Raw genomic sequence first — 21,309 nt, 5'->3', positions numbered from 1 at the left:
TATGCGGTGGATGCATGCCGCGGGTAGAGCTCTCCTCGTCGCGGCGGTGGTGCTGGCGGGCTACGCCGGTTTCGGCGTCCGCGCCGACGCGGGCGGGGGCGCGGCCTTTGAGGGGCGCGGCCCCCTGACGCTCGTGACGGCGGGCGACCTGACCGACTACCTCTCCCCGCTGCTCGACGACTGGAACCGCGACCACCCCGACGAGCCCGTCACCCTCGTGGAACTGCCCGACTCGGCCGACGAGACCCGGGCCCAGATGATCAGCGAACTGCGATCGGGGCGCGACCGGTTCGACGTGCTGAACATCGACGTCGCCTGGACCTCCGAGTTCGCGGCGGCCGGATGGATCTCCCCGCTGGAGCGGGACCGCTTCCCCCTGGACGCCTTCCTGCGGCCGGTCGTCGACACCGCGACCTTCGACGGGCGCCTGTATGCGGTTCCGTACGTCACGAACGCCGGACTGCTCTACTACCGCAAGGACATCCTGGACCGGGAGGGCGAGCAGCCGCCGCGCACCTGGGCCGAGCTGGTCCGCCAGGCGCGCACCCTCGCGCCGAAGTACGGACTGGACGGCTACGCGGGCCAGTTCCTGCCGTACGAAGGCCTCACCGTCAACGCCACCGAGGCCGTGCACTCGGCGGGCGGTTCGATCCTGCGCGACGACGGCGCCCGGGTGACCGTGGACTCCGACGCGGCGCGCGCCGGACTGCGCTTCCTCGCGGACGGGGTGCGGGACGGCTGGATCCCCCGCGAGGCCCTCGGGTACAAGGAGGAGGAGTCCCGGCAGGCGTTCCAGGACGGCCGGCTGCTCTTCCTGCGGAACTGGCCCTACGTGTACGCCGACGCGAGCGCCGAGGGGTCGAAGGTCGCGGGCCGGTTCGGCGCCGTGCCGCTGCCCGGACCCGACGGGCCCGGCACCAGCGTGCTGGGCGGCTCCAACCTCGCGGTGAGCAGCCGTGCGCGGCATCCCGCGTCGGCAGCCGATCTGATCTCCTACCTCACCAGTGAACGGGTCCAGCGGCGGGTGCTCACCGAGGGCTCGCTGCCGCCGGTGCGCGCCGCGCTGTACGAGGACCCCGAGCTGATCCGCGCGTATCCGTACCTGCCGACGCTCCGGCAGAGCGTGCTGTCGGCGGTGCCGCGCCCGAAGAGTCCGCGCTACGACCAGGTGAGCCTGGCCGTACAGGCGGTGGCGCAGGACGTGATGGCTCTGCGCCAGACGCCCGAGCAGGCGGCGGCGCGGCTCGCGCGCGAGCTCGGGACGATCTCCCGCAGGGGCTGATCCGCCGCAAGGCCCGATCTCCCGCACGGCTCGATCCCACCTCTCCGTCTTCTTGCTCCGTCCTCCAAGGGTCTCTACTTACATGTTAAGTAGGGGCCCTTGATTTATAGGTCGGGCATTCTTGAGCAAATCACCCCAACTTTTCACTGTTTCTGGACACATCGTTGACACCTTCCCGTCAGCGCTACTTAACATGCATGCATGACGGCGCACCGATCTGGGGCGCTCTCGCATTCAGCAGAAACAGGTCGACGCGAGATGCTCAGCACCCTTCCGGCCGGCATCGGCCACCCCTCCCGCAGCGCCACCCCCACCGACCCCTGGTGGCGCGACGCGGTGATCTACCAGGTCTACGTCCGCAGCTTCCTCGACAGCACCGGGGACGGTGTCGGTGACCTGGCCGGCGTACGGGCCGGGCTTCCCTACCTGCGCAAGCTCGGGGTCGACGGCATCTGGCTCAGCCCCTTCTACCCGTCACCGCAGCACGACCACGGCTACGACGTCGCCGACTACTGCGGCGTCGACCCCGTGTACGGCGACCTCGCCGAGTTCGACCGGCTGGTGTCCGACGCCCGCCGGCTCGGGCTCAAGCTGCTGCTCGACATCGTTCCGAACCACTGCTCCAACGAGCACCCGTGGTTCCGCGCCGCGCTCGCCGCGGGGCCGGGCAGCGCGGCGCGCTCCCGCTTCCACTTCGCCCCCGGCCGCGGCCCCGACGGGGACGAGCCGCCCAACAACTGGCGCGCCATGTTCGGAGGCCCCGCCTGGAGCCGGACCACCGAGCCCGACGGCGCCCCCGGAGAGTGGTACCTGCACCTCTTCACGCCCGAGCAGCCCGACCTGAACTGGCGCAACCCCGTCGTGGGCGACGACTTCGAGCGGGTGCTGCGCTTCTGGCTGGACCGCGGTGTCGACGGCTTCCGCATCGATGTCGCCGCCGGACTGTTCAAGCACCCCCAGCTGCCCGACTCGGACGACCCCGGAGCCGACGAACGGGCCCGCGACGCCGTCAACCAGCTGGCCTGGAACCAGCCCGAGGTCCACGACGTGTGGCGCCGCTGGCGCTCGGTCTGCCAGGAGTACACCGCCCGGGACGGCCACGAGCGGCTGCTGGTCGGCGAGGTGTCCGTACCCACCGCACGCGAGCACGCCGCGTACGTCCGACCCGACGAACTGCACCAGGCGTTCTTCTTCGACCTGCTCAGCGCCCCCTGGGACGCCGGCGCCTTCCGTGCCACCATCACCGAGGCGATGCGCGACATCGCCGGCACCGGCTCCACCGTCACCTGGGTCCTCAACAACCACGACCAGGTCCGCACGGTCACCCGCTACGCGGGCGAGCCCGGCGTGGAAGGCAGCGGACTCGGAGCCGCCCGCGCCCGCGCCGCCGCCCTCCTGATGCTCGCCCTGCCCGGCGCCGCCTACGTCTACCAGGGCGAAGAGCTCGGCCTCCCCGAGGTCCTGGACCTGCCCGACGAGGTCCTCACCGACCCGATCTTCCGCCGCACCGGCAGCCGCAAACACGTGCGGGACGGCTGCCGCGTACCACTGCCCTGGTCCGGGCACGCCTCCCCGTTCGGCTTCAGCCGGGAGGCGATCGCCGCCAAGCCCTGGCTTCCACAGCCCGAGTGGTTCGCGGAGCACGCCACCGACCGCGCCCTGGCCGACACCCGTTCCTTCTGGCACCTCTACCGCGACGGTCTCCAGCTGCGACGCACCCTGCCGCAACTCGGCGACGGCACCCTGCGCTGGCTGGACGCCCCCGACCACGTGCTGGCGATCGCCCGCGGCGACGGCCTGGTCTGCGCCGTCAACTTCGGCACGGAGCCGGTACCCGCCCCCGTCCCCGGGACCCCGCTGCTCGCCAGCGGACCCTGCCCCGACGGCGTGCTCCCCGCAGCGACCGCCGCCTGGTGGACGGCCGAGTGCCCCGGCCCCCCGGGCCCCGGCGAACCCGATGCCGGCCCGCGCTCCTCCAGCCCCGCCGCCCTGACGTTCCCGACCCCGCGCGACAGCCCCTCCCCGTGAAGCCGGGACCCACCCCGTAGCCCCGGACTTCCTCGAAAGGACCTCACGATGCGACGACTCAGCAAGACGACCCGACGGACCACGGCCACCGCGACGGCGGCCCTCGCCCTCGCCCTCGGCGCCACCGCATGCGGCGGCACCACCGGACCCGCGAGCGGCGGCGAACTCAGCGGCCAGACCGTGACCGTGGCGGGCGTCTGGACCGGCAGCGAGCAGGAGAACTTCAAGAAGGTCCTGGACGCCTTCACCAAGAAGACCGGAGCCAAGACGGTCTTCGTCCCCTCCGGCGACAACGTCTCCACCTTCGTGGGAAGCAAGATCGAAGGCGGCAACGCCCCCAACGTGGTGATGGTCCCCCAGGTGGGCGTGCTGCAGCAGTTCGTGAAGGAGGGCTGGCTCCTCCCCCTCTCCGACCAGGCCGCCAAGACGGCGGACTCCACCCTCGCCCCGGTGTGGAAGAACTACGGCACGGTCGACGGCACGTACTACGGCCTCTACTTCAAGGCCGCCCACAAGTCCACCGTCTGGTACGCCCCCGAGGCCTTCACCCAGGCCGGCGTCAGCGAGCCGAAGAGCTACTCCGACATGCTGAAGGCGGGCCGCACCCTCGCCGACTCCGGCCGCCCGGCTTTCGCGATAGCCGGAGAGGACGGCTGGACCCTCACCGACTGGTTCGAGAACATCTACCTCTCCCAGGCCGGGCCGGAGAAGTACGACCAGCTCGCCCAGCACAAGCTCAAGTGGACCGACGAAAGCGTCGTCCGGGCACTGACCACCCTCGGGGACCTGTTCAAGGACAAGCAGCTCGTCGCCGGCGGCGCCCAGACGGCGCTGAGCACCGACTTCCCCTCGTCGGTCGCCCAGGTCTTCGGCCCCGAGCCCAAGGCGGGCATGGTCTACGAGGGCGACTTCGTCGGCGGCGTCGCCAAGGGCCAGTTCGGCAAGAAGCTCGGGCAGGACGCCAAGTTCTTCCCGTTCCCCTCGGTCGACGGCGGCAGGGCACCGGTCGTCAGCGGCGGTGACGCGGCCGTCGTCCTCAAGGACGCGAAGAACAACAAGGCCGGCATGAAGCTGGTCGAGTTCCTGTCCGGAGCCGAGGCAGCCGAGGTCTGGACCGGCGCCGGGGGCTTCCTGTCCCCGAACAACGAGGTCGACTTCGCCTCGTACGGCGACGACACCACCCGCAGCACCGCCACCTCGCTCATCCAGGCGGGCAACTCCATCCGCTTCGACATGTCGGACCAGGCCCCGGCCGCGTTCGGCGGTACCAAGGGCGCCGGCGAGTGGAAGCTCCTCCAGGACTTCCTGCGCGACCCGTCAAACCCGCAGGGCACGGCCGCGAAGCTTGAGGCCGAAGCCGCCAAGGCCTACGGGAACTGAGGCGCTCCCCATGGCCGACGCCCTGACCACCCGCGCCGCGACGAACCCGCGGCGCCTGGCGCAGAGAAAAAAACGCCGCCTCGCCATCATGTTCGTCCTGCCGGCCCTGCTGCTGCTCGGCGCCCTGGTCGTCTACCCCGTCCTCTTCTCCGTAGGCCGCAGCTTCTTCGACGCCGGCGGAGAACGCTTCGTCGGGGCCGGGAACTACACGGCGATCCTCCACGACCCCGCCACCCTCAAGGCCATCCGCAACAGCACCATCTGGGTCGTGGTCGCCCCGCTCCTGCTGACCGGCCTCGGGCTGATGCTCGCCGTACTCACCGAGAAGGTGCGCTGGGCCACCGCGTTCAAGCTGGTGCTCTTCCTACCGATGGCCGTGTCCTTCCTCGCGGCGGGCATCATCTTCCGACTCGCCTACGAACAGGACCCGGACCGGGGCGTGCTCAACGCCGCCGTCGTCGGCGTCCACGACACCTTCGCCGACCGTGCCGCCTACCCCACAGCCCGCGCCCGGGAGGGCCACGGTCTGACCGGCAGGGCCGGCGGCCCGTACAGCACCGAGGAAACCCTGCGCCCCGGCCGCTCCGTCAACCTCGGACTCGTCGGGGTGACACCCGACGCGATACCCGCCGGAGCGAAGGCCGCAGCCGACGCCGTGGCCGGGGCCGACTCCATCGCGGGCGCCGTCTACCTCGACTTCGCCCCCGGCGGCGCCGGTACGCCGGGCACGGTCGACCCCGGAGAGAAGGGGCTGCCCGGCCTCACCGTCGAGGCCGTACAGGACGGCCGGGTGGCCGCGACCGCCACCACGGCCGACGACGGGTCGTTCCGCCTCACCGGCCTGGCCGACGGCGAATACACCGTCCAACTCCCCACGCACAACTTCGCCGCCCCCTACCAGGGCGTGAACTGGCTCAGCCCCGCACTGGTGACGCCGGCCATCATCGCCGCCTACCTATGGGTGTGGACCGGCTTCGCGATGGTCCTGATCGGCGCCGGCCTCTCCGCCATCCCGCGTGACGCGCTGGAGGCCGCGCGGATGGACGGTGCCACAGAGAGCCAGATCTTCCGCAAGATCACCATCCCGCTGCTCGCACCGGTGCTCACCGTCGTCTTCGTGACCCTGGTGATCAATGTGATGAAGGTCTTCGACCTCGTCTACATCATCGCGCCCGGACCGGTCCAGGAAGAGGCGAACGTACTGGCCACCCGCATGTGGCTGGTCTCCTTCGGCGGAGGCAACGACCAGGGGCTCGGCAGCGCGCTCAGCGTGGTCCTGCTCCTGCTGGTCGTACCGGCGATGATCTTCAACATCCGGCGTTTCCGAAGGAGCGGAGCATGAGCCGCCACAGCACCATCGAATGCCCGCCGGCCCGACGGGCCGCAGCCGCCCTGCCCGCTCCCGCCCCCTCCCCGCCCCGACCCCACCGCAGGAGCCGGCTCTCGCGCCTGCTGGGCAACTCAGCCGTCCAGGGCGTGCTGCTCCTGGTCGCCCTCGTCTGGATCACCCCACTGGCGGGCCTGTTCCTGTCCTCGATGCGCTCCGAACAGGACAACGCCTCCGAGGGCTGGTGGACCGCGCTCACCGACCCGTCCCAGCTGTCCCTCGACAACTACAGCGCCCTGCTGAAGGACTCCGGCATCGCGACGGCCTTCGCGAACACCATCCTGATCTCCGTACCGACCACCGTCCTGGTGGTCGCCCTCGCGGCACTCGCCGGATACGCCTTCGCATGGCTGGACTTCCCCGGCCGGGACGGCCTCTTCCTGGTGGTCGTCGGACTGCTGGTCGTACCCGTGCAGATCGGGCTGCTGCCCGTGGCCAAACTCTTCGGTGCGGTCGGACTGTTCGGCACGATCGCGGGCGTCGTCCTCTTCCACGTCGCCTACGGCCTGCCGTTCGCCATCTTCCTGCTGCGCAACTACTTCGCCGAGATACCGCGCGAAATGCTGGAGGCCGCCCGCATGGACGGTGGCAGCGAGTGGCGGATCTTCTCCCGGCTCATCCTGCCGCTCGGCCGTCCCGCCCTCGCGAGCCTGGCCATCTTCCAGTTCCTCTGGGTGTGGAACGACATGCTCGTGGCGCTGCTCTTCGCGGACAGCGGGTCCCAGCCCCTCACAGTGGCACTGCAGTCCCAGATGAGGCAGTTCGGAAGCAACATCGGCGTCCTCGCACCGGGGGCGTTCCTGTCCCTGGTGGTCCCGCTGATCGTCTTCTTCGCCTTCCAACGGCACTTCGTCCAGGGCGTGATGGCCGGCTCGGTGAAATAGCCGCCCCCGGCCCCCGGACCGGACCCGCCACGCTCACACCGCGCGCCCTGCCGCCGGCATCCCCCATGGGACACGGCAGCAGGGCCCGCGTCAGGGCCCCGACGCCGAGGGCAGGGCGGCCCCTCTCCTTCGAGGCGGCAGTCGCGAAGGATCTCCCAGGTCTCTACCCGAAGTGCAAAGGCGGTCGGTCCAGGACGTTTACCCTGCCCGAGCGGCGCGAGATCAAGAAGATCGCCAGGTCCAGGCCGGCCGAGCACGCTCTGCCGTTCTCGACCTGGAGCTTGGCCAAGCTGACCGACAACCTTCAGCCCCACCGGGGTCCTTGTGCCGTCCTCCGCCCTCGGCCCGCTGCCGGCCGGGCCGTCGTCGACAGGGCGAACGTTGCCTGATCCAGCACTAGGAGCCGACGGGGGTCCAGTCACCCAGCCAGTCGTCGACCTCCTGACCGCCGGCCTGGGAGTCCGACAACTGCGGGCGGTTGCTGCTCGCCGTGCCCGCGCCCGGACCGGTGTTCTTGTACTCCGCGAACCGGTCGTCCTTCCAGGAGAAGCCGCCCATGTCGGACCAGGGGGCGGCGCCGATGCCGCTGCCGAGCGTGGAGTTGCGCACGGTGGTCTGCGGGTCGAGGGACGCGTCGCCGCCCGCGTGCCACGGCCGGCCGAGGGCGAAACTCCCCGCGGTCACATCGCCGTTGAACGTGCTGTGGGTGATCAGGAAGCCCTTGCGGCCGGCGGGGGTGCTGGGCGCGGTGACACAGCCTCCCGAGGTTCCGTCCCAGCGCTTCTTGAGCGTGATCACCGAGCGGTCGATCACGGCGGTGGCACTGCCGAAGATGAAGTCGACGGTACCGACGACGTAGGAGTTCGTGACGTAGACCCGGCCGGGCTTCCCGCGGGCGGTGTCCAGCAGAAGGGTGTCCTGGTCACCGGTGATGATCACGCTGTCGAGCAGAACCCTGTCCGCGGCGGTGCGCAGCGCGACCGCCTGCGCGCTGACGTTGCGGTTGGCCTCCTCGTCGAAGTCGTTGGAGACGGTGAGGTTGCGCGCTTCGAAGTCGTCGGCTTCGACCGCGACGGTCGCGCTGCCGGACGTGCCGTACGTACCCGTTCCATCGGGTCGGGGGGTGCCGGAGGCGTTGCCGTGGACGATGACGGTGTCCTTGCGGCTGCCGCCGGTGCCCTGGAGGGTGACGTGCGGCTTGTTCGACGGGACCTTGACGGTCTCCCGGTAGGTGCCGGGCTTGACGGCGATGACGACCCGTGAGGCGTTGTTCACCGGTACGGCGTCGACGGCGGCTTGGACGGTCCTGTACTGGCCGGAGCCGTCCTTCGCCACGGTGAGGGTGGTCGTGGCCGCAGCCGCGGAGGCCGCCCTGCCGATGGTGGAGCGGGGACCGGCGCCGGACTTCACCTTCGAGGGGACGTCGGCGGCGGCATCGAGTGTGTACCGGTAGTACGTCGTGGGTTCGAAGGCCGTGCCGCCGCTCTCGTTGCGGCCGGTGGTGTTCACGAAGACATTGCCGCGCTGTACGAGGGCGGCCGTACCGTCCTTGATGACCGGGTTGTTGACCCCTTCGAAGTAGCTGTTCTCCAGCACCATCCGCGTCCCTCCGCGCGCGTAGTTACCGTAGGAGGAGGTGATGGACGAGTCCGGATCGTCCTGCAGGAAGTTGTTGTAGAGGTGTGCGTGCGCCACGTTGTCGGTGGACGGATTGCGTTGTTCCGTCTCGTGGAACCAGTTGTGGTGGATCGTGATGTCGGCGGTGACACGGTCGGTCCAGCCGATGCCGAAGGCCTTGTTGCCGTTCTTCAGCTGGTTCCAGGACACCGTCAGATACGTGGTGTCCTTGCGGCTGTCGATCAGTCCGTCGGCCATGTTCCGCAGATTGTTGTGGTCGATCCAGACGTGGTGGGCGCCGTCCATCTGAATGGCGTCCCAGTCGTGGTCCTTGTCGTTCCACGTGCCGGCGTAGGAATCACGGATCGTCAGGTTCCGGATGATCACATTGTGCACGCCCTGGCCCAGGAAGAACCCGCCGCCGACGATCTGCCCCGACGTGCCCGCACCCACGATCGTCTTGTCCGAAGCGACCTTGATCTCCCGGCCCTTGGGGGTCATGGTGATCGTCCCCGCCACGACGATCACATAGGGCTGCGAGGCGGTCGCGTACTTCTCCAGGTCGGCGAGGGTCTTCACGGTGACGATCGCGCCGTCCCGCCCGCCATAGGTGCCGTTTTGTCCCAGCGCATTGACCGAGGCGAAGCCGTCCGCGCTCTCGCGGGCCCACGCCGGGGCGGAGGAGGCCGCTGCGGCCTCCGGCCGGGCGTCCTCGCCGAACGCGCCGAAGGCCCCGCCGTAGGACACGGCCACCGCGGTGGCCGTTGCCAACGGAACGCCGACTGTCAGGCCGAGCCTGCGCCTGCGGTGCCGAGCCTTGTGCTGAGTGGTGTGCATTGCTCACTGTCCTCGGAGACGGCTGGTCGGTGTACAGCAGCCAGTTGCCACCCGCAGGCCGGAAGGTTGCCGAGCGGCGCGAGAAAGTCCTCCGCCGCCCGGACCGGTTCCACCTGGCGGTCGCGCTCAGCCCGAGCGGCGTGCGCAGATCGCACGGCCTTCTCGCCTCGCCCGGCACGCCGTCGTGCGCAGCGGCAACCAAGAGCCGACAGAGCAGTACTCCGCCCCATCTCCGCACAAGGAACACCGTCCCCGCCCCCTTTCGCACGCCGCGGCCTCTCCGCCCGCCGCCGCAACGCCCTGGTCACCACGGGACTCGCCACCGCGGCGGGTCTCACCGTCCTGCCATTCGCCACCCGCGCCGAACCGCGCGCCATAGACCTCGCACACACCACCCTGGCCACCCAGGACAGCTGGGCGCCGAGCGGCTCGTTCCGCCCTCCCCACCGCCCGCGCCCGCGTCCCGCATCCGGGTCCCCCCGGCGGCGGCCCGCTCCCGCCACCACGCCCGCGTCGGCGGCCGCGTGACGGGCGGGGCCACCTCGGTCTGGTGCAGGCGGACTTCGCACTGTCGGTCCTGGCTGGCCGGTACGGCGGGCGTGGCCGTCGACGCTGCCGGGCAGGGACGCTGCGCCGGTATCGAGTGGATCACGATGCGCGGGGCCGGCGTCCACGCCGTGCGGCCGGGCCGCCGGGACCTCGTACGGTATCGATCACCGCAGTGCCTGCCCGTGTGCCCGTTCGGGTGCGGGGCGGGCCGCGATCCGATCTTCCTGTGGGGGAACACCGTGCGCAACACCTTCGTCCGGCATGCCGTCACGTCCGCTTCCGCCGTGTCCCTGGCCCTGGCCGCCACGGCCTGCAGCTCGGGCGGGGCCGATGACAAGGCCGGCACCAAGCCGTCCCCGGGCGCCGCGGCGCCGTCGGCCGCCTCGCCCGCGAAGGGGAAGTCGGACGCCGAGGTGGCGGCGCTGGTCGTCACCCAGGCCGACCTGAAGTTCCACGTGGTGCTGGCCGAGGGAGCCGCCAAGGCAGCCGCGGTCCCGATCGGGGTCGACAACGCCGTCTGCGAGCCGCTCGCTCGGATCCAGTCGGCCCAGAAGATCGGCGCGCCCACCGGTATCGGTCGGACCGCCGCCAAGGCCAAGCCGGCGGAGCCCGCCGCGGGGGCCTCCGCCGAGGAGAAGCTCAAAGCAGGCCTGGAGGCGCTCGGCGGGGACCAGACCCTGATCACCGTCGCCTCGTACGACGGCAAGGGCGCCGAGGAGGCCTTCGCCTCCGTCAAGGCCGCGGGCACCGCGTGCTCCACCGGGTACACGGTGACCGCCGAGGGCGAGAAGACCAGGCTCGACAGCGTGACCCCGGACCGCATCACCGCTGCCGACGAGGCCGTGCACTACTCCGTGGTCATGGACCTGGGAGACGGTCAGAAGTCCACCGGCAACCTGGTGGCCGTGCGCCGGGGCAACACCCTCGGCACTTTCTACACCTCCGGCCACGCCGCCAAGTTCCCGGGCGACCTCATCGACGTCCAGCACGCGAAGATCGGCTGACCGCCGCCGGCTCGACCGCGCCGACCCCCGCTCCGACCCGCCCGCCGGAGCGGGGGTCCGCCTCTTCCGCACGGCGCGGGGGCCGGACACGACGTCACACGGGAGCGAACGCGACGGGCCGCCAGGGGATCAGCCGATGCACGTGATGGAGAGGGGGACCGGGTTGGAGGTGGTCCGGGTGGATGAGGCGACGGTGAAGGTGATGCCACGGCAGATCCGGATCCCAGGCGGCGACGAGGTGCGGGTCGACGTGCTCGTCACGCTCGCCCGGCCCAAAGAGGTGCGCACAGGGCGCCAGGGATGAGATTCGGGTCGCGGGTTCTCGCACCACGGGTCAAGGCAGTAGTGCAGGTCAGCTGCCGGAATGAAGACCGTGTCTCAAAATCTTCAGTTGCTCCCGCCAGACGGGGGCGTCGCGCCGCGGACCCGCCCGAGGTTCGGCGAGAACGCTCGACCGTCACCGCGAAGTTTGAGCGCCCGCCCGCAACCCCTAGCCCCCCGATCAGCGGGTTCACGGACGGGTTCTCACGCGCCATCGGCTCCGGGCAGCAGAACCGAATCAGGGCAGGGCGTCACCCAGCCGGCGGGGGGTCGACGGCCATGTTCTGGCCGGCCGCGATGTGCCAGCCGTCCACCTGCTTGGCGATCACGTAGAGCGTCACTCCCCGTGGGCCGTCGACGGGGTTGCCTGCGCTGTCGGTGGGTGTCTGTGCCACGTTCACCGCGATCACACCGGGCGCTATCTCCAACATCTTGACCACGTCGTACTGGGCAAAGGAGTCGCGAAGGAAGCCCTTCATCGCCCGAGCGCTGAACTCGGCGATCGCTTCCCTGCCGTCAAGACGCGTGCCCCTCGCGTTGGTCCAGGAGGCATGTTCGGTGAACTGCTCGCCGAGCGCGACCGGGTCTTTCGTGTTGAATGCCTTCTCCAGACCCTTCACCACACGGGTCACCGCGGCCTGGGTCTCCGGCGAAAACGTCCCCACTACAAGAATGTCGCTCGTCATGATGGTGCCCTTCTCCGTACCGGACTGCTGAGGTGGTGGCTGCGATCGCCGCCACCACCTACCCAACAACCGCAACCAAGGTCGAGGTCAAGCCCGGCGAACAACCTGGTCCGGTGGAACGTTCTCGAACGGGACGTTCCACCCAGCACCTGACGCACCGCGCCGTCAGCCCGCCAACGAAGAGGTCCTCTTGGTCGTCGGCGACATGGGCGCCGGCAAGACCAGTCTCCTTCGCGCCCTGGGCCGGGAGATCCCGCCGGGGGAGCGCATCGCGACCCGGGAGTTCGACCAGGAGCTCTACCTCGACGATGTTGAGCTTCGCGTGAACGCAGGCCAGGAGGAACGACCGGAGCAGCGGGTTGATCGAGCCCCAGCGGACGAGCTCGTCGATGCCGTGCTGGCGTGGGCGTCACGGGACGCACGGGGTCGTGCCTTGTCTTGACGGAAACGGCGGTGGCTGCGGAACGTAATCTCGCGGTCCACGCTCTCTGGCGGATTTTCCATGGGCCGACCGTACTAATTGGCGTTCGATCGCATCGGTCAATATCACGTGGCCATCGGTCAAGATCACGTGTCAGAGGACACTGGCCACATGCCTGGGCTTCTGATGGCCACCAGCCTGGACACCCAACGGCCACCCACCTGGGCATCTCAATGCCGTTGACAATCGACGACGTCCTTGCCCACCGCCCTTGACGGGATCGGCCGTCACGCCGTCTGCTCCAGGCGTTGCGGCACGGCCACCGCCCGGCCGGCTTTCTCGGCTCGGGCTCGGCGCAGTGCTGCGGCCTCGGTCACCGCGGCCTGGCGGCGGCGCTGGACGCGGGCCAGGTCGATCGGGGCCGGCGCGTCCGCCGGTACGACAGCCTCGCCATCGAGACGGCCCAACTGCGTGCTACGTCCTGTTCTCCAACGGGCGCGCCGCCGACATCAACGACCTCCTGGTCAACACCCTCGGCGGGGCCCTCGGCTGGCTGATCCTGCGGGGCGCGCTGCGTCAGTCCGGCCTGCGTTCCCGGCTTACGGCCGCCGCCCTCCCGGGCTCCGCCGTCGCCAGCGCTGCCACCGGCCACGGCACAGCCGCGGATTGCCAAGACCGAGTCTCTGAGAGATGAAGGTCTGCCTGACAAACGGTGGTGTCTCGTCACAGCGGGTGGCAAGGCCGCGCCACTGCTTCAGCTTGTCGATGGCCGGCGGCGGCCGTGGCGGCAGAAGCAGAAAACAGCTTCCGTCCGCCACCGGGCGGAGCACCCTGTGACGCATCGGCGGCGACGGGGGCCTTCGGCGTCTCAGGCGGACTCGGCGAGCACCGCGGCTGCTCGTGGCGCAGCCGGTATCAGTCCCTTTTCCGCCGCCTGCTGCGGGTCTCCTTCATTTGCACCCGGATCGCCGCCCGATCTGCCTCGTTTCCACGTCGTTCTGCAAGGATCTTCGCGTACTGGGAGCACGGGGCGGGGGGCCGAGGCAAGACATGCAAACAAGCCGTCATCACCCGCGCATGCCGAGTGTTGCGTGCGGTCTCTCGGCCCTCATACGCGAGGTGACCGAACCTTCGAGATCACCGTGCCGCCAAGCCCCGTACCACTGGGGATCAGCAGTTGCACCAGTGCGAACCCGGGTCCGCTCGGAGGTCAATCTCCTGTTTGCGGCGCCGAATCGAGAAGGGGCCTGACAGTGCCGCAGGTCACCGCTTCGGCCGTATACCCGTAACCGGCCCCTTGGCCGTGCCGTTGAAGGGGACCCGATGCCGCAATTCCTGCGGCAGGTGCACTTCCTTAGGAGATCTCGATGTCGCGTATCGCAAGGGCCGTAGCCGTGAGCGCCGCAGCCGCTGCTGTCCTTACCGGCAGCGCCGGCGTAGCCGCCGCGGACGCCACGGCCGAAGGCGCCGCCATCGGTTCCCCCGGCGTCCTGTCCGGCAACGTCCTCCAGGTGCCCGTCCACGTCCCGATCAACGTCTGCGGCAACACCATCAACGTCATCGGCCTTCTCAACCCCGCCTTCGGCAACACCTGCATCAACAACGGCGGCAGCGAAAAGAACGACCACCACAAGGCCGACCACCACGGCAAGCACTGAACCGCACAGGCCTCTGACCTGCGAGCAGCCGCCACGCTGTCGGAGCCCGCAGAACACGTGATCCTCTGCGCAGCCGCAGGGCACCCGTCCTGAGCGGTCCGGTCTCCCCCCACCTCCAGGGGAGGCCGGACCGCTGTCTCCACCCGCCCGTGGCGAAGGTGACGGGACCGGAACCTACTCGTCAGCCACGGAGACTGCACCATCGTGACCGCGCGTCTGTTGCGCAGGCCGAGCATGCTCAGAAGTTCCTTGAGCGTGTCCTCGCCGACTTGGGCGATGACGTGCCGCAGGCGCCCAAGGGAGGGCATACAGGAGCGAGGGATCGGCGAAGACCACGTGGGTGCAGTCCACGATCACCGCCGTGTCGTCGGTCGCGTCCAGGACCTCGCGCAGAACATGGACGGAATCGACGTCGAACCCGCCGCTCAAGCGGACACCGCGTGCGGTCCGTCTCCGGCCGTCGGCGGCGCCCAGGGGGTCCACTGGTGGACTGCCATCACCCGAAGCCGGGATGCGGGCGCGCGCAGTTCAGGGTACGGCCGGGGTGTGCGCGACCAGGGCGTCGGCGGCGGTGGGGTAGGAGGGCATCAGCGTGCTGATGCCGGTGAGGTCGAGCATCCGGGCGAGCCGGTCGGGGACTGCGGCCAGGGTGAGGGAGCCGCCGGCGTCCTGCGCGCAGCGCATGATGCCGATGAGGGCGCTGAAGCCGGAGGAGTCGCAGAAGGTCACCGCTGCCAGGTCCAGGATCAGGCGCGGGTGGCCCTGGGCGATGACGTTCAGGGCTCCGGAGCGCAGAGCGGGGGCGCAGGCCATGTCGATCGCGCCGGCGACACCGACCAGGGCGAGAGGGCCGTGGGTGTGCTGGAGGGTGAGTGCGAGGTCTTCAGTCACGAGGGATCAGTGCTCCTGACCGGTGCGGGAAGCGTCGCTGCCGGATGCGGGGGTGGCGAGAGTGCGGGTGGTCACCGCAGCCGCGGGCTGTGCGTCGGGCACCGTGAGCGGCACGGACAGGGCGAGCAGGGCGACGTCGTCGCCCGTGCCGTGGGGCAGGTCCGCGAGCAGGGCGACCGTCTCCTCCACCAGAGCGCCGGCGGCGGACTTACCCGTGGCGGTGAGGAAGGCGGCCACCCCCTCCTCGCCCAGCATGGTCCCGTCCGCCAGCCGTGCTTCAGTGAGCCCGTCGGTGTAGAGCAGCAGGCCCTGGCCGGGAGCGAGGTGCAGGGTGCGGGAGGTGAAGCGGGCCTGCTCCAGGGCGCCGACCAGCATGCCGCCCACGGGCCGCACGCTCTCCACCAGGATGCCGCCGCCGGTCTGCGGCTTGAAGTGGAAGAGCGGTGGGTGGCCGCCGCCGGCCAGCTCCACGGTGTACCCGCCCGCCGGGTCGGGGTCGAGGGTGGCGAAGACGCAGGTGCAGAAGCGGCTGCCGACCGAGGAATCGAGGAGCAGGGCCTTGTTGAGGGCGTCGAGCACATCGATGGGATCGCTGTGGTGCTGAGCGGCCTCACGCAGGGTGTAGCGGGTCAGGGAGGTCACGGCGGCGGCTTCGGCGCCCTTGCCGCAGACATCGCCGAGGAAGAACGCCCACCGCCCCCCGCCCAGCGGGAAGACGTCGTAGAAGTCGCCTCCGACGTCGCGTGGGGAGTCGGTCTGGTAGTGGCAGGCCAGCTCCAGTCCCGGCACCGCGGGCAGGGACGGCGGCAGCAGGGTGCGCTGCAAGGTGGAGGCGAACGCGGTGATCGCCGCGGTGTCCCGCTCGGCCTGATGACGGGCCGCCTCCTGCTCCTTGCGGCGCTCCTGTTCCTCGCGCAGCCGGTGCAGGGCGGACAGGCGCAGTTCGAGGGAGTCCATGACCATCGCGGCGAGGTCGGCCAGGGTGGCGGTGTCCGCCTGGGTGATCAGGCGCGGCTTGGTGTCGAGGATGTTGACGGTGCCCAGGCGGTGCCCGTCGGCGGTGACGATCGGGGCCGCGGCGTAGAACCGCACTCCCATGGGGCCGGCGACCAGAGGGTTGGTACGGGCGACCGGGTCGGTGAGGGTGTCGGGGATCACCAGCGCGTCGTGGCGCAGGATCGCGGAGCCGCACAGGCCCGGGTCCCGGCCGATCTGGGTGACTCCGTCCAGGCCGTGGGCCGCTTTGAACCAGATCCGATCGGTGTCGACGATTGTCACGCTCGCCACGGGGACGTCGAACAGCCGCGCGGCCAGGGCCGCCACCCGGTCGAAGGCGCCGTCCGGCGGGGTGTCCAGGATGTCGTAGCGGCGCACCGCCGCCATCCTGGACGCCTCTGCGGTGGCTGTCGGCGCGCTCTTCAGACGCGGGCTTTCACCACCGGGCGCGGTTGCAGGAACGTAGGCCGACATCGCTTGCTCCCGACTTCCGTGCCGGGGACGCCTCGGGTGGTCGGTCCCCTGAACGAGTGACCCTACGGCAGCAGCCGGCGTCGCTGTACCGGGCGATCCCTCGCCTGCCTGGGAGGTGCCGTCGGCCTTCAGGCGGCGAAGCCGGCCTTGCTCCCGTGCAACAGCTACGGCGAACGGACAGGGAGCGTTGGTCCTGTGTCGGGCCGTCCATCCGTACTCGCACATGGGTGATTCCTGCACGGTGCGGTCGACGCCCTCCCGCCCGGGGGGAAAGGCTCATGGTGCGAGACAGATTCTGAGGCCTTGCGGGACACCAGTCCCTCGCAGTGAGCCACCCCCGCCGGATCAAGGTCCGACGGGGGTGGCGCGAAGCCAGAGGGGCGGTTCCCGGTAGGACGGGAACGGGCCCTCAACCCTTGGCGATGGCCATACCGAGGAAGATCCCGACCAGCAGCGCGGCACTGCCGGCACCCATCACCGCCCACGTCCCGCTCTGCGTAGCCGCGAAGATCGAGGTCATCCCGGCCTGGGCCGCGGCCTGGGTGGCCTGCACGCCGGCCATGGACGCTTCCTGCGCCGCCATGGCGGTCTCCAGCGCGTGGACCTTGGCGGTCGCCGGTCCGGGCAAGAGGACCTCACCACGAGGGTGACCGTTGGTCTCGCGCGTCCGGCCGTGGCCCCTCAGGGCCCTGTTCGACCACGCCACCGACGCGTGAACACCTTCGTCAGCGGACTCCGGCGGTCCGCAAGACCGCGCGGAAGACGGGGGTCAGCGGGACTCGTCGCAGGGGTCGCGGCTGCCGGACTTGGCCAGTCCTCGGCTGATCATGTAGCCGACGGTGAGGATCACGATGTAGAGCCATGCCTGGTCGGCCCGGAAGTAGTCGCCGTGGCCGTCTTCGTTTCCTACGACCATGGAGGCGATGAGTACGGCGACGACCGCAGCGATATAGGCGAAGAACTCGGTGGTCGCGAAAGCGGCCTTCGTCTCGGTCGACAGGCGGCGCGAGTGGTGGACGGGCGCGTCGGCACCCACGTGGTGGCCTGCGTTGCCAAAGACGGCCACCGGTACAGCGGCGCCCCTGGTGCGCGGCATCCCGGCTGGTACGAGGGTGGGGGCATGGTCCCTCCCAGGCTTGGCGTACGACTCGATGACGCGGCCGATGACGTTGATCTGCCGGCCCGGCTTGACGGCCTTGATGGCCCGGTTGAGCGCCTCGCGCGTCCGCTCCACCACAGAACGGTGGAGCCTGACGCCCTCGTGAACTTCGCCTGCGCACGGTCCGGCCGTACGCTCCCTTGCTCCGCCCGGCCGGCTGCCGGGGCGGAGCGTACGAGGCCGGGCTCAGCGGGTGCTTGCGCGCCGGCGCCGGTGGAGCACGGCGGCTGCGCCGGCGAGGGCGAGTGCCGTGCCGGCACCGCCGGCAAGCAGCGGGGTGGAGGGCGAGGCGTCGTCCGCTTCACTCTGGGCGCTGTAGCCGCTGGAGTAGCCCTTGGAGTCGTACTCCGAGCCCGGGAGCTTGTCCGCGTAGCGGGCCTTCACCAGCTTCTGGTAGTCGCCGAGCGACACGGACGACCGGCCGCCCAGTCCTTCCCGGGCCTGGTCGTTGAGCGGCTCGACGGTGAGGAGCTTGAGCTGGTACCAGCCGCGGATCTGCGGCTCGGTGAAGACCAGCGTGCCCACGGTGGCCTTGCCGGCGTACGTGGCATCACTGTCGCCGTCCCTCACGGCCGCCAGGTGCCAGCCCCCGCCCTGGGTGGGGGCAAGCATGACGGTGGCGTTGCGGCCGTTGACGGTCGTGCTCAGCGAGGACACCAACTGCGTCAGCTTGATCGCCTCGGTGGGCAGCGGCTGGGCGGTGCCTGCGACGAACCCGGGGGTGATCTCGTTCCGTGCCAGCGGGTCCTTGATCGTGAAGGCCGGCAGGTCATGGCACGGCTCGGCCGTTTCGGGGATCGTCTGCACCGGTCCGCCGACGCCGTCGGTGGGAACCGGAGTACGCAGAAAGCGGCAGACGGCGTCGCGGACGTCGGTGGACTTCACCGCGTCGAGGGCGGCCTGGTAGTCGGGGATGTCAGCCGGGAGGGGATCCTTGGCCGGGGCCGCATGGGCCGGTCCGAGGACGGACAGCAGGGCGGATGCACTCAGTGCGATGACGAGGGACAGGCGGGAGGAGCGAGAGGCCGCCCGCGTGCTGGACATTCGGGTGTCGCTGGTGTCGCTGGTGTCGCGCATGTCGCCTGCCTTAGCGGGAGATACCGATGCGGGAGTGGGTCCACTTGGACGAGCTGTTGCTCACGTAGTCGTTGTAGTTCCACCAGGTGTACGTGGTGGTGTCGGGCCACGGGTCGGCCACTGCGATCGTGCTGTTCGACGTGTCGAAGCCGTAGACCACGTTCATGTGGCCGCCGCCGGACGTCCACCCGATGCGGGCACCGATTGGCCGGGCCGCCTTGACGTCGGTGTATACCTGGTTGAACGTGGCCGCGCTGCTCAGGCCCGATCCGGTGCGGGTCATGCCGAGGCTGTTCCAGCCCCTGGCCATGTCGTCGAGGGTGGCGGGCTGGTTGTTGCAGCCGTAGGAGGGCTGGGCCCGGTTGCAGAAGTCCGTTTGTGTGGAACCGAAGCCCTGGAACTTCGCGATGGTCAGCCCGGAGGCGACCCAGCACCACTGGGACTTCTCCTGCTTCAGCATGGTGATGGTGTCCTGGCCCGCTTCCGCGTGAGCCGTGCCTCCCGCGGCGGCGAGCGATCCCAAGGCGGCCAACGCGATGGCTGACGCCCTGATTCCGTACCTGAACCTGCCCATTTTCCTGCCTTCCCCTGCCTGATGGGTGCAACGCGATGAACGGGGCAATCTGACAGGAATATGACACCGCACCATGCCAAAGCCCGATAGGGATCTTGCGGTAAATTCATCCCTAGTGACTATTTGTCGGATATACGGCACCTACGGGACCCGGTACATGTCGATGGGCGGCCAACATCCAGCGCCGTGTGTCCGGTGGGCCGGCCGAGAATCGACGTTCGAACCGGTTGGGGGTCAGGCCTGCCAGACGAATCGAGCCCCCGAGCCGCGGCCGCCGGGCCATGCCCGCGTCGTCCCGCTGTACTGCCGGCCCGCGGAGGGCCACCGACGGCCTGATGCCGCCGCCCACCCGCGAGCTCCTCCAGGACCTCATCAGCCGGAACGCGCCCCGTGTCGGGTCGGGGGTCGATGTCAGACCGGCCTCGTAGCGTCGAAGGCGAGGCTTCGGACCGGACGGGGCCCCGGAGGAGCGAAGGAGCGGGCCATGGGCGAGATCAGCATCGAGCGGAAGCACCTTGACCGGCTGCTGGCCGACAGCGCGAGCACGTACGGAGCCCCCTATCAGCGGGCCTTCGCCCAGCTCGCCGAAGAGCGCCGCGGGCGGCCCGTCGCCGAGATCCTCCCGCTGCTCCGCCGGGCCGCCGACGAGGCGCTGCTCGGCTTCAGGGACGCGGACCTGCGGGAACAGGCGCAGGCGATCAGTACGGGCGAGCCGTACGTCTTTCGCGTCACGGTGGCCTGACCACGACCGTGCAGGACCTCCCACCACGCGGCGGTCAGGCCTTACGCCGGCCGCGGCCGGAGTGGGCGAGGGCGTCGGCGAGCTGGTCGTGGTTCATGGACGAGCGGCCCGGGATGCCAGCCGTGGCTATGCGGATGAGTGAGGGAGGCGTTTGTTAGCTTCGGCGGCGCATCAACTGCCGGTGGTGCAGACGGTCCAGCTGGTCGACCGCGTACCGCAGACCCTGCGCCTTGACCTGCTCCCACCGTGCCGCCTCACTGCGGCGCCACCACCAGGCCGCCCCGGCGGCGGCCGCGGCCAGCAGCGTGAGGACCACAATCCAGGGATGCGCGGCCAGCCAGCGCAGGACCCCCATCACCAGGCTCAGGGCCACCACGGCGAGCAGACCGATCAGCGCCAGCTGCTCCAGCCCCGAGTCCTTGCGCCGCCGAGGGCGCCGGCTCCGGCTGGTCCGCCGGGCGGTACGGCGCCGGCCGGCACCCTGACCCGCCCGCAGCTCCTCGTCCTCGGCCGCCACGACCAGGACGGCCGACTGCGCGCCGTCGGCCGAACCGTACCGCTGCGCCCGGACGCCGCCCGGCAGGTCGCCGAACATCTCACCGCGGCCGCGCCCGGGCACCCGTGGGAGGGCGTGCGCTTCTCGGCGACCTGGGGAAGCCGCGACGTCCTCGACACCACCCTCGTCCACCCCACCCTGGTCGCCGAGGTCAGCGCCGACCGCTCCATCGACCACGGCGGCGTCTACCGCCACCCGCTCCGCTTCAAGCGGCTGCGTCTGGATGTATCGGCGCGGGACGTACCGGGGTTCGGGGCCGGGCCGGTCGCGGCCGCCGGCTGAGTCCCCCGCAGCGGGCGTGCTGGTCCAGCGGGTGTTGGGTGACGGGCATACGAACCGGTCGTTACGCAGTCTATGAAGATCACTTCCGGCATCCTCGCCGTGGCCGCCGCGAGCGGCGCTCTGGTGGCCGCCACCGCGCCGGCGCATGCTACCGACGTCCTGAACCTCGTCAACGTCAAGCGCGTCCCGGTGTCCGTTCTCTCGGAGGGCAACACCAGCGCGGACAACATCCAGGTCACCAGCGTCGAACAGACCGGCGTGGGCAGTGAGGACGGCGAATACCCGGAGGAGTACCACCAGGGCCATGGCCTGCTCGGGCTCGCGCCTCTGCTGGAGAACACCCTCCACCCGAACACGATCTACGACGGCCAGAACAACGGCTTCGTGATGGAAACCGTGGAGAGGAACATCAACTAGCCGCGACGCGCCGTCCTGGGCCGCGGCCTGAACGGACCCCTTCCGATGACCCCCAGCGCGGGGCCCCCCCCCCCCCGGGGGGGGGGG

The 21,309-nt window shown here is 70.3% G+C and carries 21 protein-coding genes and 2 pseudogenes; 13 read left to right on the top strand and 10 right to left on the bottom strand.

Going from position 1 to position 21,309, the window contains the following annotated elements:
* Nucleotide 1 precedes the first annotated feature (1 nt).
* From ACFWUQ_RS24055 to ACFWUQ_RS24030, 6 genes and pseudogenes are all read left to right on the top strand, one after another.
* A complete protein-coding gene (locus ACFWUQ_RS24055) occupies nucleotides 2-1,282 on the top strand; it encodes an ABC transporter substrate-binding protein (protein ID WP_384541535.1) in 1,281 nt (426 codons plus the stop codon).
* Between the two features lie 258 nt (nucleotides 1,283-1,540).
* Entirely contained in the window at nucleotides 1,541-3,310 is a 1,770-nt protein-coding gene (locus ACFWUQ_RS24050; protein ID WP_384541532.1) for a glycoside hydrolase family 13 protein, read from the top strand.
* A 48-nt stretch (nucleotides 3,311-3,358) separates the two neighbouring features.
* Complete coding sequence (locus tag ACFWUQ_RS24045; protein WP_384541529.1) at nucleotides 3,359-4,690, top strand: ABC transporter substrate-binding protein; 1,332 nt, start codon at nucleotides 3,359-3,361, stop codon at nucleotides 4,688-4,690.
* Nucleotides 4,691-4,700: 10 nt separating this feature from the next.
* Nucleotides 4,701-6,032, top strand: a complete 1,332-nt coding sequence (locus ACFWUQ_RS24040) for an ABC transporter permease subunit (protein WP_384541526.1) — start codon at nucleotides 4,701-4,703, stop codon at nucleotides 6,030-6,032.
* Nucleotides 6,029-6,961, top strand: coding sequence for a carbohydrate ABC transporter permease (locus tag ACFWUQ_RS24035; RefSeq protein WP_384541523.1), 933 nt, complete (start codon nucleotides 6,029-6,031; stop codon nucleotides 6,959-6,961). Before ACFWUQ_RS24040 ends, ACFWUQ_RS24035 begins: the two co-directional genes overlap by 4 nt.
* Before the next feature lie 158 nt (nucleotides 6,962-7,119).
* A pseudogene (locus tag ACFWUQ_RS24030) lies at nucleotides 7,120-7,266 on the top strand (helix-turn-helix domain-containing protein); the annotation flags it as partial.
* 91 nt (nucleotides 7,267-7,357) lie between these two features.
* Here ACFWUQ_RS24030 and ACFWUQ_RS24025 read toward each other — a convergent pair.
* On the bottom strand, nucleotides 7,358-9,415 hold the full coding sequence (locus ACFWUQ_RS24025; RefSeq protein ID WP_384541520.1) for a pectinesterase family protein: 2,058 nt from the start codon (nucleotides 9,413-9,415) through the stop codon (nucleotides 7,358-7,360).
* Nucleotides 9,416-10,014: 599 nt separating this feature from the next.
* Between ACFWUQ_RS24025 and ACFWUQ_RS24020 the strand changes: the two genes are divergently transcribed.
* Both ACFWUQ_RS24020 and ACFWUQ_RS24015 read left to right on the top strand, forming a co-directional pair.
* Nucleotides 10,015-10,968, top strand: coding sequence for a hypothetical protein (locus tag ACFWUQ_RS24020; protein ID WP_384541517.1), 954 nt, complete (start codon nucleotides 10,015-10,017; stop codon nucleotides 10,966-10,968).
* Between the two features lie 136 nt (nucleotides 10,969-11,104).
* Nucleotides 11,105-11,272, top strand: a complete 168-nt coding sequence (locus tag ACFWUQ_RS24015; protein ID WP_384541514.1) for a hypothetical protein — start codon at nucleotides 11,105-11,107, stop codon at nucleotides 11,270-11,272.
* Nucleotides 11,273-11,540: 268 nt separating this feature from the next.
* On the opposite strand, the gene ACFWUQ_RS24010 is transcribed toward ACFWUQ_RS24015, so the two are convergent.
* On the bottom strand, nucleotides 11,541-11,975 hold the full coding sequence (locus ACFWUQ_RS24010; protein ID WP_384541512.1) for an SgcJ/EcaC family oxidoreductase: 435 nt from the start codon (nucleotides 11,973-11,975) through the stop codon (nucleotides 11,541-11,543).
* A gap of 190 nt (nucleotides 11,976-12,165) precedes the next feature.
* On the opposite strand from ACFWUQ_RS24010, the gene ACFWUQ_RS24005 reads away from it, so the two are divergent.
* On the top strand, nucleotides 12,166-12,417 hold the full coding sequence (locus tag ACFWUQ_RS24005) for a hypothetical protein (RefSeq protein ID WP_384541509.1): 252 nt from the start codon (nucleotides 12,166-12,168) through the stop codon (nucleotides 12,415-12,417).
* A 266-nt stretch (nucleotides 12,418-12,683) separates the two neighbouring features.
* Here ACFWUQ_RS24005 and ACFWUQ_RS24000 read toward each other — a convergent pair whose 3' ends face one another.
* Entirely contained in the window at nucleotides 12,684-12,863 is a 180-nt protein-coding gene (locus ACFWUQ_RS24000; RefSeq protein ID WP_384541506.1) for a hypothetical protein, read from the bottom strand.
* 900 nt (nucleotides 12,864-13,763) lie between these two features.
* Here ACFWUQ_RS24000 and ACFWUQ_RS23995 point away from each other — a divergent pair.
* Nucleotides 13,764-14,054, top strand: coding sequence for a chaplin (locus tag ACFWUQ_RS23995; RefSeq protein ID WP_384541503.1), 291 nt, complete (start codon nucleotides 13,764-13,766; stop codon nucleotides 14,052-14,054).
* 528 nt (nucleotides 14,055-14,582) lie between these two features.
* Here ACFWUQ_RS23995 and ACFWUQ_RS23990 read toward each other — a convergent pair.
* From ACFWUQ_RS23990 to ACFWUQ_RS23965, 6 genes and pseudogenes are all read right to left on the bottom strand, one after another.
* The gene (locus tag ACFWUQ_RS23990) at nucleotides 14,583-14,945 is read right to left on the bottom strand and encodes an STAS domain-containing protein (protein WP_384541500.1); all 363 of its coding nucleotides are present in this window, start codon (nucleotides 14,943-14,945) and stop codon (nucleotides 14,583-14,585) included.
* 6 nt (nucleotides 14,946-14,951) lie between these two features.
* On the bottom strand, nucleotides 14,952-16,328 hold the full coding sequence (locus ACFWUQ_RS23985) for a PP2C family protein-serine/threonine phosphatase (RefSeq protein WP_384541497.1): 1,377 nt from the start codon (nucleotides 16,326-16,328) through the stop codon (nucleotides 14,952-14,954).
* Nucleotides 16,329-16,824: 496 nt separating this feature from the next.
* Nucleotides 16,825-17,043, bottom strand: a complete 219-nt coding sequence (locus ACFWUQ_RS23980; protein WP_384541494.1) for a hypothetical protein — start codon at nucleotides 17,041-17,043, stop codon at nucleotides 16,825-16,827.
* A 141-nt stretch (nucleotides 17,044-17,184) separates the two neighbouring features.
* A pseudogene (locus ACFWUQ_RS23975) lies at nucleotides 17,185-17,688 on the bottom strand (hypothetical protein); the annotation flags it as partial.
* A gap of 72 nt (nucleotides 17,689-17,760) precedes the next feature.
* On the bottom strand, nucleotides 17,761-18,651 hold the full coding sequence (locus tag ACFWUQ_RS23970) for a hypothetical protein (RefSeq protein ID WP_384541491.1): 891 nt from the start codon (nucleotides 18,649-18,651) through the stop codon (nucleotides 17,761-17,763).
* 10 nt (nucleotides 18,652-18,661) lie between these two features.
* Nucleotides 18,662-19,111, bottom strand: a complete 450-nt coding sequence (locus ACFWUQ_RS23965; RefSeq protein WP_384541489.1) for a papain-like cysteine protease family protein — start codon at nucleotides 19,109-19,111, stop codon at nucleotides 18,662-18,664.
* A 598-nt stretch (nucleotides 19,112-19,709) separates the two neighbouring features.
* Between ACFWUQ_RS23965 and ACFWUQ_RS23960 the strand changes: the two genes are divergently transcribed.
* A complete protein-coding gene (locus ACFWUQ_RS23960) occupies nucleotides 19,710-19,967 on the top strand; it encodes a hypothetical protein (RefSeq protein ID WP_384541486.1) in 258 nt (85 codons plus the stop codon).
* Between the two features lie 154 nt (nucleotides 19,968-20,121).
* On the opposite strand, the gene ACFWUQ_RS23955 is transcribed toward ACFWUQ_RS23960, so the two are convergent.
* Nucleotides 20,122-20,562: a hypothetical protein gene (locus ACFWUQ_RS23955; protein ID WP_384541483.1), complete on the bottom strand. Its 441-nt coding sequence runs from the start codon at nucleotides 20,560-20,562 to the stop codon at nucleotides 20,122-20,124.
* A 36-nt stretch (nucleotides 20,563-20,598) separates the two neighbouring features.
* On the opposite strand from ACFWUQ_RS23955, the gene ACFWUQ_RS23950 reads away from it, so the two are divergent.
* Both ACFWUQ_RS23950 and ACFWUQ_RS23945 read left to right on the top strand, forming a co-directional pair.
* Nucleotides 20,599-20,805: a hypothetical protein gene (locus ACFWUQ_RS23950; protein ID WP_384541480.1), complete on the top strand. Its 207-nt coding sequence runs from the start codon at nucleotides 20,599-20,601 to the stop codon at nucleotides 20,803-20,805.
* A 72-nt stretch (nucleotides 20,806-20,877) separates the two neighbouring features.
* Nucleotides 20,878-21,222 (top strand): hypothetical protein, encoded by a 345-nt coding sequence (locus ACFWUQ_RS23945; RefSeq protein ID WP_384541477.1) that lies wholly within the window; start codon nucleotides 20,878-20,880, stop codon nucleotides 21,220-21,222.
* Nucleotides 21,223-21,309: the final 87 nt, after the last annotated feature.

The sequence above is a fragment of the Streptomyces sp. NPDC058662 genome, assembly GCF_042716255.1.
Taxonomy (GTDB): Bacteria; Actinomycetota; Actinomycetes; order Streptomycetales; family Streptomycetaceae; genus Streptomyces.
This window is presented reverse-complemented; position numbering and strand designations above follow the sequence as displayed.